Annotated in this window: 15 protein-coding genes; 10 read left to right on the top strand and 5 right to left on the bottom strand. The window is 71.0% G+C overall.

The features are described from left to right. Together ASF20_RS24885 and ASF20_RS07990 are read left to right on the top strand one after the other, a co-directional pair. On the top strand, positions 1 to 175 hold a 175-nt coding region (locus tag ASF20_RS24885; RefSeq protein WP_244476380.1), incomplete at its 5' end, for a hypothetical protein. Next, entirely contained in the window at positions 172 to 642 is a 471-nt protein-coding gene (locus ASF20_RS07990; protein WP_244476358.1) for a GNAT family N-acetyltransferase, read from the top strand. The genes ASF20_RS24885 and ASF20_RS07990, both read left to right, overlap by 4 nt. A 13-nt stretch (positions 643 to 655) precedes the next feature. On the opposite strand, the gene ASF20_RS07995 is transcribed toward ASF20_RS07990, so the two are convergent. Next, positions 656 to 1,990 (bottom strand): outer membrane protein transport protein, encoded by a 1,335-nt coding sequence (locus tag ASF20_RS07995; protein WP_056273705.1) that lies wholly within the window; start codon positions 1,988 to 1,990, stop codon positions 656 to 658. Between the two features lie 438 nt (positions 1,991 to 2,428). On the opposite strand from ASF20_RS07995, the gene ASF20_RS08000 reads away from it, so the two are divergent. Together ASF20_RS08000 and bioB are read left to right on the top strand one after the other, a co-directional pair. Next, a complete protein-coding gene (locus tag ASF20_RS08000; protein WP_056211059.1) occupies positions 2,429 to 3,313 on the top strand; it encodes a fumarylacetoacetate hydrolase family protein in 885 nt (294 codons plus the stop codon). A gap of 50 nt (positions 3,314 to 3,363) precedes the next feature. After that, positions 3,364 to 4,386 (top strand): biotin synthase BioB, encoded by a 1,023-nt coding sequence (gene bioB / locus ASF20_RS08005; RefSeq protein ID WP_056211057.1) that lies wholly within the window; start codon positions 3,364 to 3,366, stop codon positions 4,384 to 4,386. Between the two features lie 37 nt (positions 4,387 to 4,423). Here the strand turns inward: bioB and ASF20_RS08010 are convergent, their stop codons facing one another. The 4 genes from ASF20_RS08010 to mnmA form a co-directional block, all read right to left on the bottom strand. Then, the gene (locus tag ASF20_RS08010) at positions 4,424 to 5,860 is read right to left on the bottom strand and encodes a HAMP domain-containing sensor histidine kinase (protein WP_244476381.1); all 1,437 of its coding nucleotides are present in this window, start codon (positions 5,858 to 5,860) and stop codon (positions 4,424 to 4,426) included. Positions 5,861 to 6,100: 240 nt separating this feature from the next. Continuing rightward, the gene (locus ASF20_RS08015) at positions 6,101 to 6,910 is read right to left on the bottom strand and encodes a VTT domain-containing protein (protein WP_056272758.1); all 810 of its coding nucleotides are present in this window, start codon (positions 6,908 to 6,910) and stop codon (positions 6,101 to 6,103) included. Beyond that, the gene (locus ASF20_RS08020) at positions 6,907 to 7,560 is read right to left on the bottom strand and encodes a class I SAM-dependent methyltransferase (RefSeq protein ID WP_056272761.1); all 654 of its coding nucleotides are present in this window, start codon (positions 7,558 to 7,560) and stop codon (positions 6,907 to 6,909) included. The genes ASF20_RS08015 and ASF20_RS08020 overlap by 4 nt, the downstream gene beginning before the upstream one ends. A 52-nt stretch (positions 7,561 to 7,612) precedes the next feature. Continuing rightward, on the bottom strand, positions 7,613 to 8,764 hold the full coding sequence (gene mnmA, locus ASF20_RS08025; protein WP_056272764.1) for a tRNA 2-thiouridine(34) synthase MnmA: 1,152 nt from the start codon (positions 8,762 to 8,764) through the stop codon (positions 7,613 to 7,615). 275 nt (positions 8,765 to 9,039) lie between these two features. Here mnmA and ASF20_RS08030 point away from each other — a divergent pair, with 275 nt between their 5' ends. From ASF20_RS08030 to ASF20_RS08055, 6 genes are all read left to right on the top strand, one after another. Continuing rightward, the gene (locus ASF20_RS08030; protein WP_056272768.1) at positions 9,040 to 10,473 is read left to right on the top strand and encodes a flagellar hook-length control protein FliK; all 1,434 of its coding nucleotides are present in this window, start codon (positions 9,040 to 9,042) and stop codon (positions 10,471 to 10,473) included. An 11-nt stretch (positions 10,474 to 10,484) separates the two neighbouring features. Next, the gene (locus tag ASF20_RS08035; RefSeq protein WP_056211045.1) at positions 10,485 to 11,159 is read left to right on the top strand and encodes a flagellar hook capping FlgD N-terminal domain-containing protein; all 675 of its coding nucleotides are present in this window, start codon (positions 10,485 to 10,487) and stop codon (positions 11,157 to 11,159) included. Between the two features lie 101 nt (positions 11,160 to 11,260). Further along, positions 11,261 to 11,536 (top strand): DUF1153 domain-containing protein, encoded by a 276-nt coding sequence (locus ASF20_RS08040; RefSeq protein WP_018044452.1) that lies wholly within the window; start codon positions 11,261 to 11,263, stop codon positions 11,534 to 11,536. A 226-nt stretch (positions 11,537 to 11,762) separates the two neighbouring features. Further along, positions 11,763 to 13,376, top strand: coding sequence for a flagellar basal-body MS-ring/collar protein FliF (gene fliF, locus ASF20_RS08045; protein WP_056211431.1), 1,614 nt, complete (start codon positions 11,763 to 11,765; stop codon positions 13,374 to 13,376). A gap of 42 nt (positions 13,377 to 13,418) precedes the next feature. Continuing rightward, the gene (gene fliG / locus ASF20_RS08050; RefSeq protein WP_056272771.1) at positions 13,419 to 14,471 is read left to right on the top strand and encodes a flagellar motor switch protein FliG; all 1,053 of its coding nucleotides are present in this window, start codon (positions 13,419 to 13,421) and stop codon (positions 14,469 to 14,471) included. Further along, on the top strand, positions 14,468 to 15,067 hold the full coding sequence (locus ASF20_RS08055) for a FliH/SctL family protein (protein WP_056272775.1): 600 nt from the start codon (positions 14,468 to 14,470) through the stop codon (positions 15,065 to 15,067). The genes fliG and ASF20_RS08055 overlap by 4 nt, the downstream gene beginning before the upstream one ends. Positions 15,068 to 15,085: the final 18 nt, after the last annotated feature.

The raw sequence follows: 15,085 nt of genomic DNA on the forward strand, positions 1-15,085 counted from the left end.
CCGGTTCGAGGACTGGATGGCGGCGGCCACCGAGACCAAGGGCTCCTGGTGGCCCTACTGGTTCGCGTGGCTGGAGCACCAGGCCCCCGCCCGCGTCCCGGCACGGGTGCCGGGCGAAGGCGGCCTCGCTTCCCTCGGTCCGGCGCCCGGCACCTACGTGCGCATGAAGGCGTGAGCGTCGCCGCGACGGGGTCCGATTGGACGATCCGCCTGGAGGCGGAGCCCGACCCGGGGATGCGGACCGCGATCCTGGCGCCCCTCGTCGCCTATAACGAGGCGCAGGTGCCGGGCGGCGACTGGGGCCTCCTCGCCCTCACGGTGCGGGATGCGGACGGCGCCATCGTCGGCGGCCTTTGGGGCCGGCACGGCTACGGCATGCTCTTCGTGGAGTTGCTGGCCCTGGGGCCGGCGCGCGGGCAGGGCCTGGGACGGCGCCTGATGCGGCAGGCCGAGGCCGAGGCGCGCCGGCGCGGCCTGTCCGGGATCTGGCTCGACACCTGGACGTTCCAGGCCCCCGGCTTCTACGCGCGCCTCGGCTTCACCGAGTGCGGGTGGATCACCGATTATCCGCCCGGCCATGACCGGATCTTCTTTGTGAAGCGCTTCGACGACGGCGGGACCGCAGCGGTTCCGCCGCCCTGAATACCCGGCGCCCTCAGAACTTGCGCACCAGCGGGGCCGGCGCGGCGGCGACGGGCTCCCCGAAGACGTAGCGGAAGCCCACCGAGACGATGTCGGCGCTGCTGTCGGCCACGCCCGCGAAGACGACGTTCTGGACGTTGTAGTCGCGGCCGGGGCCGGCCAGGATCCGCCCCTTGTCCACGAAGAAGTGCGAGTAGGCGACGTTGAGGGTCAGCTTCTCGCTCCAGCGGTAGCTTCCGCCGACCGACACGTTCACCCGGTCGCCGTCGGGCAGGCGCACCGACCGGTTCGAGAAGTCGATGGGGGAGGATTCGTAGGCGACGCCGGCCCGGACCGTCAGGGCCGGGGACCAGTCGTACTCGCCGCCGATGGAGTAGGTGTAGCCGTCCTTGTAGTTCAGGGTCAGCGGCGGGGCCGCGGCGCGGGCGCCGGCCGAGACGATGTTGACCAGCCCGAGGCGGCTCCAGTTGTCCCACTCGAAGCCGAGATTGACGCGGGCCACCGGGGTGATCGCCTGGGTGAGGCCGACACTGAGCTTCTCGGGGGTGTTCAGCTTGGCCTTGATGTCGCCGCCCAGCGCCGCCAGGGCCCCGGGCAGGATGAGCTGGCCGCCGATGTCGTGATGGACCGACGAGCGGTAGCCGACGCCGATCGCGGTGCCCTCGAACGGCGTGATCAGGGCGCCCGCGGTGAACCCGACGCCCCAGGAGTCGCCCTTCAGGCCGGAGCTCGGCAGGGCCGCCGGGTTGAAGACCGGGGACGGGATGAAGGCCTGGCGCAGGACGAGCTTGAAATACTCGATGTTCGGGCCGGCGGCGAGGGAGAGCCACTCGTTGACCTTGAAGCCGATGACCGGGTTGAAGGCCAGGGAGAAGATGCGGCTCGACCGGCCGTAGAGCTCGCCCGACCAGGTCTGCCGCGGCTTGGTCACGAGGCCGAAGGGCGCGCCGGAGGTGATGCCGACCCAGAGGCGGTCGTTGATCTGGTAGGAGGTCGCCCCGGCCGGAACGATCGCGCCCTGGCCGAGCTCGCCGCTGTCGCCCAGGCGGCCGAAGGCCGGGTTCGTACCCACGTCGGGCGTGATCTTCGCCGACAGGTTGATGAAGGACAGGTTCTGCTCGGTGACCCAACCCGGCCGCATGGTCACGGTGGCGGGGTTCCAGAACATCGAGGAGACGCCGCCGGATCCCGAGGCGGCGCCCGCGAAGGCGAGGCCCTGGGCCTCGGTGCTCTGCTCGCGGATGCCGAAGGCGCCGGCCGAGGCGCCGGCCACGCCGGCGCAGAGGATGGCCGTGGAAACTCCCGATCGCGCGAGGCCGCGCAGAGAACGGCGCCGAATCGTGCCCATCATGACGTCAGACCCATCCCTATTGTTGGTGCTCGCTTGTCCTGTCCCGTTCGGGACGGCCTCGCACCTTGGGAGCGACAATGACGCGAGTGGCGCGACTTCGCAAATCACGGATTGAAAAGTAAAACTGTCGGATAGTTCGGAAGCAATACTGTAATTGGCGCGATATTGCAGGCCTGGCCGCGCTCTGGCGAGCATGCCGGCAGAATGGTTCACATCTAAACTCTCGTCGACGTGAGTAAGCCGCGCGGGCGAAAAAATGCGCCCGGCGCATCTCCGGACGGGGGTGTGACCTTTCGGCGACAGGCCAGTCATGGGCCCGGCGTCCCGGCGCGATCGGCCGGTGAGACGGCAGGCCATCCGTCGCCGATTGCCCCTTGCCGCCCGTCCCGCTCCGATCGATGTCAGGCAGGGGACAGCCATGCGGAGGCACGAGCGATGAAACTGGTACGCCACGGCGCGAGCGGAGACGAGAAGCCGGGTCTCATCGATGCGCAGGGTGTCCTGCGCGACCTCTCGGCCCATGTGCGCGACATCGCCGGGCCTGCCCTGTCCCGCGAGACCCTGGAGCGTCTGCGCCGGCTCGATCCGGCGAGCCTGCCGGCCCTGCCGGCGGACACCCGCCTCGGCCCCTGCGTCGGCGGCACCCGCAACTTCGTCGCCATCGGGCTGAACTTCAGCGACCATGCCGCCGAGATCGGCGCCGACATTCCGCCGGAGCCGATCCTCTTCAACAAGGCGCCCTCGTGCCTCGCCGGGGCGAACGACCGGGTCATCCTGCCCAAGGGCTCGGCCAAGACCGACTGGGAGGTGGAACTCGCTTTGGTGATCGGCGCGCGCGCCTCCTACGTGCACGCCAACGAGGCCCTGTCCTACGTGGCGGGCGCCTGCATCTGCAACGACGTGTCCGAGCGCGCGTACCAGATGGAGCGCGGGGGCACCTGGACGAAGGGCAAGGGCTGCCCGACCTTCGGACCCCTCGGTCCCTGGCTCGTCACCCTCGACGAGATTCCCGACCTGAAGAATCTCGGCATGTGGCTCGACGTCAACGGCACCCGGATGCAGACGGGTTCGACGGCCACGATGATCTTCGACGCGGCGCAACTCGTCGCCTATGTCTCGCATTTCATGATGCTGGAGCCCGGGGACATCATCACCACGGGCACGCCCCCCGGCGTCGGAATGGCGCGCAAGCCGCCCCGCTTCCTGCGCAGCGGCGACGTGATGACCCTCGGCATCGCCGGGCTCGGCGAGCAGCGCCAGGAGATCATCGCCTTCGACGACTGGACCGCCAAGGTCGCGGCGGGCGAACCGACGCATTGAGGGCGTGCGGCCGGCTTGATTTTCCGGCCGAGATTCGCCTCATGGGGGCTATGACCGACACCCTGGCCCCCCTCGCCGCCCGCGCGGCTCCCGCCTCAGCCGCGATCCGTCACGACTGGACCGTGGCCGAGATCCAGGCGATCCACGACCTCCCGCTCCTCGACCTGGTGTTCCGGGCGGCGGAGGTCCATCGCGCCCACAACGATCCGGCCGACATCCAGCGGGCCAGCCTGCTGTCGATCAAGACCGGCGGCTGCCCCGAGGATTGCGCCTACTGCCCGCAATCCGCCCACCACAAGGGCACCGGCATGGCCCGCGAGCGCCTGATGCCGGTCGATGCCGTGCTGCGGGAGGCGGCCGAGGCCAAGGCGGCGGGCGCCCACCGCTTCTGCATGGGGGCGGCCTGGCGCCAGCCCAAGGACGGGCCGGAATTCGACGCCGTGCTGGCGATGGTGCGCGGCGTGCGCGGGCTCGGCATGGAGGCCTGCGTCACCCTCGGCATGCTCTCGCCTGCGCAGGCCGAGCGCCTCGCGGAGGCCGGGCTGACCTCCTACAACCACAACCTCGACACCGGCCCCGACTTCTACGGCGACATCATCTCGACCCGCACTTACGAGGACCGCCTCACCACGCTTCAGAACGTGCGCGATGCCGGCATCGGCGTCTGCTGCGGCGGCATCGTCGGCATGGGCGAGGGGGTGAAGGACCGGGCGAGCATGCTCCAGGTGCTGGCCAACCACGCGCCGCACCCCGAGAGCGTGCCGATCAACGCGCTCGTGGCGGTGGAGGGCACGCCCCTGGAGGACCGCCCCGCCGTCGACCCCCTCGACCTCGTGCGGATGTGCGCCACCGCCCGCATCGTGATGCCCCGCGCCCGCGTGCGCCTCAGCGCCGGCCGCAAGGGCCTCACCCGCGAGGCGCAGATCCTCTGCTTCCTCGCCGGGGCCAACTCGATCTTCTACGGCGAGCGGCTGCTGACCACGGCGAACAACGAGACCGATTCGGATGCCGAGCTCCTGCGCGACATCGGCATCACCGTACCGGGCCTGACCCTGGCGGCGGCAGCGGAGTAGCGCCCGCCCGTTCGGTCCGCCATCCGGCGACGTCGGCTCAGGCGACGGCGGCGTCCGGGATGGTGATGCGGAAGCAGGTGCCGATCGCGGTGTCGTCGAGGCTGAGGCGCCCCCCGTTCAGCTCGATCAGCTCCGACGCGATGGCGAGGCCGAGGCCGGTGCCGCCGGAGCGCGACGAGCCCTTGAACGGGGAGAACAGGTGCTCGCGGGCCCGGGGCGGCAGGCCGGGGCCGTTGTCGGCCACGAGGATCGTCGTCTCGCCGGCGCCGGGCTGGCCCTGGCGGCGGGCCCGGATGGTGATCTCGGGGTTCTCCTGGGACGGCGCCTCGTAGCCCGCCCCCTGCGGGCTCAGGGCCTGCACGGCGTTCCGGACGATGTTGGCGAGCGCGCGCGAGAACTGGTCCGGGTCGACGAAGATCCGGAGCTCGGTCGGACAGAGTTCGCGGATGACGATCTTCGAATCGCGCCCGCGCCCGGCCAGGTCCGCCTGCTCGGCGACGATCTGGGCGATGGGGACGAGGCGGCGGTTCGGGTTGCGCTCCGTCGCCCGCCCGTAGGCCAGGGTTTCCTCGCAGAACCGGATCGCCCGATCCAGCGTCGCGACGAGGCGGGGGGCCACCCGCTGGGCTACGGGATCGGCGACGCCGTCGAGGCGGTCGCTGAGGAGCTGAGCCGTCGTCAGCAGGTTGCGCAGTTCGTGGTTGATCTTGCTCACCGACAACCCGAGGCCAGCCAGCCGCCGCTTCTCGCGCAGCTCGCTCGCGAGCGCCGTCTCCATGCGGGCGAGCGCGATCTCGGCATGGCCGATCTCGTCCGTGCGCCGCGAGGGCACGATCACGCCGTCGATCGCTTCCGGATCGTCGGCGAACCCCGTGATGTTCTGGACGAGGCGCCGGACCGGCCGCACGATCACCCGCTGCAGGACGAGGAAGATCAGGCCCGCGACCGTCGCCGCGAGGGCCAGGGAGGACAGGGCCAGCCGGATCGAGAAATCCGCCACGGCCTCCCGCAGGGGGTGGGGATCCATCAGGATCTCCACGAGGTCGAAGCCGTCGCGGCCGTGCCCGATCACGCGGATCGGATCGCCCGATTCGGTCAGGAGCGTCCGGGCGACGCCGTTGATCGACCGGATCCAATGCTCCGACCGCAGGTCGATGGTGTCCGAGACCGTGTCCGGGACCGGTTCGTTGGCGAGGAGCCGGCGGGTCCCGTTGCCGCGCACCGCGATGGCGCGCGCGCCCGCACCCGCGAGCAGGCGCTGGGACAGCCCCTCCGAGACCTGCTGGTCGGGGGCCGCGTCGAGGACGAGGGCGGCCACCTGGGCGGCGGCGATCCGGTCCGACAGCCACATCCGGCGGTAATTCGCCACCGTCGGGACGTAGATCAGCACCTCGATCAGCGCCACGAACGCCACGGTGAGCAGGAAGAGCCGACCGGACAGGCCGAGATGCCGGCCGAGACCGCGGGCGGCCACGGGGTTCGTGGCGGTCGCCTCCTGCTGTAATTCGACGCGCGACGTCACACCCATCTCGGTACTTGGCGTTTCCGGTGTCCCAACGGCGCGGCGGGTGACGGCGTGAACCCGATCTGGAGCGTGATCCAGTGGCGTTTTCAGGGCGACGGCTCGGAGCGCGATTGCCCACCAACGCTCCGCACCGCATTAGGCTGCGTCCGGAGATACAACTTTTTAGATCAGGTGTCTGGCCAAATTCGATCAGGATTCTAGCCGGCGCCGCGCCTGGAGGCGACGTCGTAGGAATACCGAGATCAGGGCCAGGGCGGCCAGGGCGCCCAGGCCGAGCACCATCTTGGGGGTGATGAGCGCACGCAAAGTCAGGGCGTTCTCGCAATCGAGGCCGTCGGCGGCGAGGCAGGCCGCCTTGGCGGTCTCGTGCGCCAGCACCACGTCCTCGATCGCCGCGCCGGTGGCGGCGTACACGAAGGCCCCTGGCAGGAGGCCGACCAGGGTCGCCAGCACGAAGGTGCTGCGCCGCACCCCGAAGGCGGCCGGGGCGAGGTTGGTCATCCAGAACGGAAAGATCGGCAGCAGGCGCAGGAAGGCGATGTAGCCGAAGGCGTCCTCGCGAAAGCCCGCCGCGAGGCCCGCCAGGCGGGGACCGGCCCGACGCAGGAGCAGGTCGGAGGCAGCCCCGCGCCCGATGGTGAAGACGATGGCGGCCCCCGTGGTGGCCGAGGCGACGGCGACGAGGGCGCCGGGCACGATCCCGAACAGGAATCCGCACAGCATCGTCAGGAAGAGCGAGGCCGGCACCGACACCACCACGGCCCCGACATAGACGAGGTAGGCGACCACCATCGCGCGGAAGCGATCCTCGGCCACCCAGGCGTTGAGCCAGGCCCGGGAGGCGAGCAGCCGGTCGAGGCTGAGGAGATGCGAGGCGCCGGAGGCCAGCACGGCCAGGGAGGCGCAGACGAGGAGCAGGAGCGGTCCCCAGCGGAGGAGGCGCTTCAGCCGGCTCGGCGCTCCTTCGGATCCGGCGGGCGGAGGCGTCGGCGCGCTCACCCGCGCTTGCGCATCCGCAGGATCTTGAAGAACCCGCCCGGGAAGGTCGGCGCGACGCCGATGAACTCGACCCCATGGGCACGGGCCCAGGCCACGATCCGGCTCGCCTTGAAGTCGGAGGACCAGCCGATCTTCGTGCAGAGCGGCGCCACGATCTCCTCGACTTTGGCCACGGGCCCGGTGTCCTGGCCGAAATGATTGGCCAGCACGATCTCGCCGCCCGGCCGGATCACGCGGAGGAACTCGGAGAGGGCGGCCTCGGGATCCGGCACCAGGGTGATGAGGAACTGCGCCACCACGGCGTCGAAGCTCGCATCGGCGTAGCCGAGGCGGCAGACATCCATCACCTGGAGGCCGCGCACGTGGCGCAGGCCGCGGCGCAGAACCTTGGCGCGCGCTCGCTTCAGCATGTCCTCGGAGAGGTCGACGCCGCAGACGAAGCTCGTCGGGGGGTAGTAGCCCAGCGACAGGCCGGTGCCGACGCCGGCCTCGAGGATGCGCGGGCCGCAGGCGACGGCGGCGTTCACCGCGTCGCGGGCGGCCGGCTCCGTCAGCTTGTCGTAGACCACGTCGTAGACCGGCGCCCAGCGCGCATAGGCCTTGCGCATCAGGGCGGTGCTCGGACCGGCCTCCCGCGGCTCGCTCAGCATGTCGATCTCGTCGTCCTGTTGGGGGATGGGGTTCGTTCGGGCCGTGATCCGGTCAGGCCGCTTCGGCCGCGCCGGTCGCCAACGCGTCGATGCGCCGGATGGTGCCACCGCCGAGGACCCGGGCGCGCGGGCCGTCATCGGCGTAGAGCACGCAGGCCTGTCCGGGCGAGACGCCGTCCTCCGGGGTGGCGAGGACGATCTCGGCGCCGTCGCCCGACGCATCGCGGCTCAGGAGGGCCGGTCGCGGCTCCCGGGTCGAGCGCACGCGCACCGCCACCGGCAGGTTCTCCACCGGCCCCGCGTCGCCGAGCCAGTTCAGGTCGGTGATGCGGATGCGGCTGGTGGCGAGCGCCGCGCGCGGCCCGACCACGACCCGGGCGGTGTCGGGCTCGAGGCGGATGACGTAGAGGGGCTCGCCCACCGCGAGGCGCAGGCCCCGGCGCTGGCCGACGGTGTAGTGGATGATGCCCTCGTGCTGCCCGAGCACCCGGCCGCCGAGATCGACGATCTCACCGGCCCGGGCCGCGTCCGGCCGCAGCCGCGCGATCACGTCGCCGTAGCGCCCCTGGGGCACGAAGCAGATGTCCTGGCTGTCGGCCTTCTCGGCCACGGCGAGGCCGAGGTCGCGGGCGAGGCGCCGGGTCTCGTCCTTCGGAAGCTCGCCCAGGGGGAAGCGCAGGAAGTCGAGCTGTTCCGCCGTGGTGGCATAGAGGAAGTAGCTCTGGTCCCGGGCCGGATCGAGGGCGCGGTAGAGCCTGCGTCCGCCGGAGGCCTCGGGCCGGCTCGCCACGTAGTGCCCGGTGGCGAGGCAATCGGCCTCCAGGTCCCGGGCGGTGCGCAGCAGGTCGCGGAACTTGATCGAGCGGTTGCACTCGACGCAGGGGATCGGAGTCTCGCCGGCGAGGTAGCTCTCGGCGAAGCGGTCGATCACCGATTCCCGGAAGCGGTCCTCGTAATCGAGGACGTAATGGGGAATGCCGAGGGTCTCGGCCACCCGGCGCGCGTCGTGGATGTCCTGGCCGGCGCAGCAGGCCCCCTTGCGATGGGTGGCGGCGCCGTGATCGTAGAGCTGGAGCGTGATGCCGACGACGTCGTAGCCCTGCCGCTTCAGGAGCCCGGCCACGACGGAGGAATCGACGCCGCCCGACATGGCGACGACGACGCGCGTCTCGTGGGGAGCCTTGGGAAAATCGAGGGAATTCATCGCGCCAGACTGTGCCGGGAGGGACCGGTCCGGCCCCGCGCGTGAGTCTATAGCCATCCTCGGGCGCGAGTTCCAGGGAGGCCGGTACGCCGGGTGTGTCCCAGAGCATGGCGGCGGCGGTCGGGCCAAAGCTGCCGGGCGCCCGGCAGGATTTGCCCCCTTGCACCGGCGCGGGACGGGGTCTCAGAGAAAAAGACTTTTCTGTACAGTGGCTTGCGTTCCGCGCGCGCTGGCCCGCACCTTGCGGAGGGATGCGGCGGAGAGGATTGTCGCCCATGGCCGTCTCATCGATCGATTGGAACGCACTATCCCGGCGCACGGCTTCGCCGGGCGCGGTTCCGTCGCGGGGATCGGCCGCCACCACCTTCCGGCTCGACCCTCCCGCGCCCGACCCTCGTCCGCGGGCCGCGGAGGCCCATGCCCGGGACGACCGTGCGGCGGCCGATGCCCGCAGCGACCGGATCGCCTCCCAACGGGCCAACGACGCGGCGGCGAACCGCGAGGCGGCGCAGGCCCGCGACACCGCGAAGGCCGCGGCCGAGGCGCGTCAGGTCGAGGCGCGCGCGCTCAAGGCGGACGGGGCCAAGGCGGACGGGGCCAAGGCGGACGGGGCCAAGGCGGACGGGGCCAAGGCGGGCAGCAACAGGACGGGCGCGGCCGGCGCCGAGGCCCGCGGCGGACCCGTCCCCGCCCGTCCCGGAGCATCGGACGCGGCGCGGGGCCCGCGCGACGCGACGAACGCATCACCCGGGGCGAGCGCGCGCCAGGACACGACCGCGCCGGCCGAGAGCGACGCAGCCACCGGCGCCACGACAGCCGGGGAAGCCGCCTCCGCCGACCCGTCGGATAAGACCGAGGCCACCGCGCAAATCGGGGCCGCGACGCCGATCCTGCTTCTGCCGACTGCCCCACCGCCCACCGCCCTGGCCTCCGCCGCGCAGGGCGCCGCGGCGGCCGGCCCCGGCGGCGCGGTTCCCGCCGATGCGTCCGGGACCGCTGCGCCGGTCGTGGCCGTGGGCACGAACCACGACGGGAGCGCGGCCCGGGGGCTGCCCGGCCTGCAGGTCCAGGCGCCCGCCGGCCGTGGCGACGGGTCCGAGAGCGGTGAGCCGGGCAACGGCAAGCCGCAGGGCGATCTCGCCGCCGCCCTCGCCCCGGCCTCGGACGCCGCCGCACGCACCGACCTGACGCCTGCCGCCCCGGCGGCGCCCGCGCCGGCGCACGCGAAGGCGGCGGAGGCGGCCGCCCCCGGCGCGCCGAGCGCGCCCGCACCGGCGCCGGTGCCCCTCGGCGCCGTGCCGATGACGATCGGCCTGCGCTCCCTCGCGGGCAGCAACCAGTTCGAGATCCGCCTCGATCCGAAGGATCTCGGCCGCATCGACGTCAACCTCGACATCGACAAGGAGACCGGCGCGGTCCAGGCGCGTCTGGTCGTCGACCGCCCCGAGACCCTGGCGCTGCTGCAGCGCGACGCCGGCAACCTGCAGCAGGCCCTGGCCCAGGCCGGCCTGAATCCCGGCGACGGCAGCATCAACCTCTCGCTCCGCGGAGATGGTCCGTCCGACGACCGACAGAGCGGCGCCGGTTCCGATGGGCAGCGGTCCGAGACGGGCCGGAGCGCCCGTGCCGACACACCCGATCCGACTTCCCTCGCCGCCGTTCCGATGCGCCGTTACGGCGCCCTCCTCGGCATCGACATCCGCATCTGAGGAACCCGATCATGGCTTCAGGCATCACCGGCGCTTCGAGTACCACCGCGTCGAGCGGAACGACCAAGACCTCGCAGCAGGAGCTCGCCGGGAATTTCACCCAGTTTCTGACGCTGCTGACCACGCAGCTGAAGAACCAGAATCCCCTCGACCCGATGGACACCAACCAGTTCACCCAGCAACTGGTGCAGTATGCCGGCGTGGAGCAGCAGCTGAAGTCCAACGACCGCCTGGACTCGATCCTGAGCAATGCGAAGTCGTCGAGCGCCGCCTCGGCCACGGGCTTCATCGGCCAGACGATCACGGCGGACGGCAAGTCCACGGCTCTCAAGGACGGCGCCGCGAGCTGGACCCTGACGCCGGCGCGGGCGGCCAAGCAGGCGACGATGACGATCAGCGACGCCAAGGGCAACGTGGTGGCGACGCAGACCAAGGCCCTCACCGCGGGCGAACAGGCTTTCACCTGGGACGGCCGCTCGTCCAGCGGCTTCACCGCGCCCAACGGGACCTACGCGATCAAGGTCGATGCCGTGGACGCCACGGGGGCGAAGGTCACGGTCGACACCAAGGTGAGCGGGACCGTCGACAGCGTCGATCTCAGCGGCTCGGAGCCGGTGCTGATGGTCGGCAAATCACGGGTTCCGGTCTCCACCGTTCAGGACATCGGCGCCGGGTTGTCCACATGACGAACAGGGCGAATCCAATGCGAACGATCCGCTTCAAGATATCTTAAGTGGGCACAAGTAGCTTCCAATCTCGACAGGTCAGTCGAGTTGTAGAGCGTATCATGACCGAACCAAGCCGCCCGAGAGTTAAGTACGTCATCGGGCCTGATGGAAGTCCGTTAACCATCGCGGACCTTCCGCCGACCACGACCCGGCGATGGGTGATCCGTCGCAAGGCCGAAGTGGTCGCCGCCGTCAGAGGCGGATTGCTCAGCCTCGAAGAGGCCTGCCAGCGCTACACCCTCACCACCGAGGAGTTCCTGAGCTGGCAGTTCTCCATCGATCAGCACGGTCTGGCCGGCCTGCGCACCACGCGCATCCAGCACTACCGCCACTGAGCCGGGCGATGGCCGGGGTCTCCGTCGGACCCCGTCGCCGCCCCTCCCGAACCCGGAAGCCGCGTCCCCTCACCCGGGCGCGGCTTTCGCGTTTTGCGGTCTTCCCGGGTGGCGCCGACACCCCTTCGTTCAGGATCGTTAACTCGACGCTAACCACGACCCAGGCAAATTTTGCCGAGCGGGTGCCGGCAGTCCGGCGCCGCGTCTCGGGTGGGTGCGTCGCGTCGTGAAACCGGTCCTCGACCTCGTGACCAAGTTGGGCCCGGCGCGCCTGGCCGCCATGGCCGCCGTCACGATGACGCTGATCGGCTTCTTCGCCTTCGTGATCCTGCGTGTCTCGAAGCCCGACATGGGCGTGCTCTTCGCCGACCTGTCGATGTCGGATTCCTCTGCCGTGATCCGTGACCTCGACGCGCGCGGCATCAAGTACGAGACCAAGGGCGACGCGGGCCAGACCATCCTCGCCCCCCGGGCCGACCTGCCCCGCCTGCGCATGGACCTCGCCGGCAAGGGCCTGCCGAGCGCCGCCGGCGTCGGCTACGAGATCTTCGACAAGGGCGACGCCTTCTCGTCCACCAACTTCGTCCAGAACGTGAACCACCTGCGCGCCCTGGAGGGCGAGCTGTCCCGCTCCATCCGCGCCATCGGGCGGGTCCAGGCGGCGCGCGTCCACCTCGTGATCCCCGAGCGACGGCTGTTCGAGCGCGACCGGGAGATGCCGAGCGCCGCCATCGTGCTCAAGCTGATGGGCGACCTCGACCCCTCCCAGGTGCGCGCCATCCGCCACCTCGCAGCCTCCGCCGTCGAGGGCCTGAAGCCGGAGCGGGTCTCCATCGTCGACGAGCGCGGGCGCCTGCTCGCGGACGGCGCCCGCGGGGCCGAGGCCGAGACCGGCGCCGGCATGGAGGAGAAGCAGGTCGGCATCGAGCGCCGCCTGCGCGCGCAGATCGAGGAGATCGTCGCCGGCATCGTCGGCGCCGGGCGCGCCCGCATCCAGGTCAGCGCCGAGCTCGACCTGAACCGCATCGAGAGCCGGTCCGAGAGCTTCGACCCCGAGAGCCGGGTGGTGCGCTCGACCCAGACCCGCACCGAGAATTCGCTGACGGGCGGTGCCGAGGGCGCGGTCAGCGTCGGCAACGAGCTCCCGGGCGCCAATCAGCCCGGCCAGACGCCGACCCAGAAGGATTCCACGAACAAGAACGAGGAGACCACGAATTACGAGATCTCCCGGGTGACCAAGACCGAGGTCGCCGAAGGCGGCCGGATCAAGCGCCTCTCCGTGGCGGTGGTGGTGGACGGCGCCTACGTGCCCGGCCCGGACGGCAAGCCCGTCTACCAGGCTCGCCCGGCCGCCGAGGTCGACCGCATCGCCGCCCTGGTGCGCTCGGCCATCGGCTTCGACAAGGCGCGCGGCGATCAGGTCGAGGTGGTGAACCTCCGCTTCGCCGAGACGCCGGTCCCGGCCGAGTTCGCCGAGCCGTCCCTGGTCCAGTCGCTGCTCTCTCCCTCCAAGGAGGAGATCATGCGGATCGTCGAACTCGGCGTGCTAACGATGCTGACCCTGATCGTCCTGATGGCGGTGGTGCGCCCGCTCCTGAAGAAAGTGCTGGCCTCGGAGCCGATCCAGATCGCCCTGGTCTCGGGCGCCGGAGCGGCGGGAGCGGTGGCGGGCGGCGAGGCGCTGATGGTGGCGCCCGACAACCCGACCGCCCGCCTCGTGGATTTCGCGCAGCTCAACGGCAAGGTCCAGGCCGAGACCGTCCAGCGCGTGGTCGACATGGTCCGCGCCAGCCCGAGCGAGACCGTGGAAGTGCTCCGCAACTGGATTCACGAGAGCTGATGCGCGTCCTGTCCCCCCTCCCCACCGTGAGGCGTTGAGACCATGTCCTCGGGATTGAACCTCCAGGCGGAACTCGCCAAGGGCGGCAACGGCGCCTTCGGCGCCATGACCGGGGCCCAGCGCGCCGCCGCGCTCCTGCTCCTCCTCGGGGAGAGCGAGGGCGCGCCGATCTGGCAGATGCTCGACGAGGACGAGGTGAAGCTCGTCTCGCACGCCATGGTGCAGCTGGGCTCCCTCGAGGCCGAGACGGTCGAGAAGCTCATCGTCGACTTCGTGTCCCGCCTGTCCTCCGGCGGCGGTATCACCTCGAACTTCGAGCGGACGGAATCCCTGCTCCTCAAGATCTTCCCGTCCGAGCAGGTCTCCTCGATCATGGCGGAGATCAAGGGCGCCTCGGGCAAGCGCGTCTGGGCGAGCCTGACCCAGATCGATCCCGAGATCCTCGCCTCCTTCCTGCGCAACGAGTACCCGCAGACCGTCGCGGTGGTGCTCTCCAAGGTGCGCTCGGACTACGCGGCCCGGGTGCTCACCATCCTCCCCGAGGACTTCGCCATCGACGTCCTGAACCGGATGCTGCGGATGGAGACGGTGCAGAAGGAGGCCCTGCGCCACATCGAGGAGACCCTGCGGGTCGAGTTCGTGTCGACCATCGCGCAGACCACGCGACGCGACGCCCACGAGCTGATGGCCGACGTCTTCAACGCCTTCGACCGGCAGACGGAAGGCCGCTTCCTCACCGCCCTCGACCAGGCCAATCGCGGCTCGGCCAAGAAGATCCGCCAGCTGATGTTCACCTTCGAGGACCTGCTGAAGCTCGATGCCGGCAGCGTCCAGACCCTCCTGCGCAAGGTCGACAACGAGACCCTGTGCCGGGCCCTGAAGGGCGCCGACGACCGGGTGCGCAACTTCTTCCTGAAGAACATGTCCACCCGCGCGGCCAAGAACATCAACGACGAGATGGGCTCCCTCGGCCCGATCCGCCTCAAGGACGTCGACGAGGCGCAGGCCAAGATGACCGAGCTGGCCAAGGAACTCGCCGAGAAGGGCGAGATCATGATCGCCAAGTCGAGCGGCGAGGAGGAGCTGGTCTATTGAACGCGCGCCGCTTCCTCTTCGACACCGACTTCCGGCCCCGGCCCGACAACCCGGTCGCCGCCAAGGAGGCGGCCGCCCTGGCGGAGACCGTGGCGCGCGCCGAGGCCGAGGGCTACGCGCGCGGCCTGCGCGAGGGCCAGGCCCTGGCCGAGCAGCAGATCCAGGCGCGCCTGTCCGACGCCCTCACCCGGGTGGGCCTCGCCGCGGCGGGCCTGATCGGGCAATCGGACGCCCGGGACCAGGCGCGCGAGGACGAGGCCCTCGACTTCGCCATCCTGCTCGCCCGCAAGATCGCCGGCGAGGCCCTGGACGCGCAGCCCCTGGCGGCGATCGGCGACGCGGCCCGCGCCGCGCTCCAGCACCTGCGCGGCGTCCCCCACCTCGTCGTCCGGGTGCACGAGAGCCTGGTCGACGACTCCGAGGCCCTGGTGAAGCGGCTCGCCCGCGAGCGCGGCTTCGAGGGCCGCCTCGTGGTCCTCGGCGAGCCCGATCTCGCGCCGGGCGATGCCCGCATGGAATGGGCCGATGGCGGCGTCGTCCGGGACCGGGCCCAGATCGAAGCCGCGGTGCTCTCCGCCCTCGGACTTCCAGCCTGAACCGCCCGCCCGACCCGA

Source organism: Methylobacterium sp. Leaf88 (assembly GCF_001422795.1).
Classification (GTDB): Bacteria; Pseudomonadota; Alphaproteobacteria; order Rhizobiales; family Beijerinckiaceae; genus Methylobacterium.

Excerpts from the sequence above, each read along its gene's own strand:
- ASF20_RS07995 (WP_056273705.1), bottom strand. The coding sequence starts at position 1,990 with ATGGGCACGATTCGGCGCCGTTCTCTGCGCGGCCTCGCGCGATCGGGA.
- ASF20_RS08000 (WP_056211059.1), top strand. The coding sequence starts at position 2,429 with ATGAAACTGGTACGCCACGGCGCGAGCGGAGACGAGAAGCCGGGTCTC.
- bioB (WP_056211057.1), top strand. The coding sequence starts at position 3,364 with ATGACCGACACCCTGGCCCCCCTCGCCGCCCGCGCGGCTCCCGCCTCA.
- ASF20_RS08020 (WP_056272761.1), bottom strand. The coding sequence starts at position 7,560 with ATGCTGAGCGAGCCGCGGGAGGCCGGTCCGAGCACCGCCCTGATGCGC.
- mnmA (WP_056272764.1), bottom strand. The coding sequence starts at position 8,764 with ATGAATTCCCTCGATTTTCCCAAGGCTCCCCACGAGACGCGCGTCGTC.
- ASF20_RS08030 (WP_056272768.1), top strand. The coding sequence starts at position 9,040 with ATGGCCGTCTCATCGATCGATTGGAACGCACTATCCCGGCGCACGGCT.
- ASF20_RS08035 (WP_056211045.1), top strand. The coding sequence starts at position 10,485 with ATGGCTTCAGGCATCACCGGCGCTTCGAGTACCACCGCGTCGAGCGGA.
- ASF20_RS08040 (WP_018044452.1), top strand. The coding sequence starts at position 11,261 with ATGACCGAACCAAGCCGCCCGAGAGTTAAGTACGTCATCGGGCCTGAT.
- fliG (WP_056272771.1), top strand. The coding sequence starts at position 13,419 with ATGTCCTCGGGATTGAACCTCCAGGCGGAACTCGCCAAGGGCGGCAAC.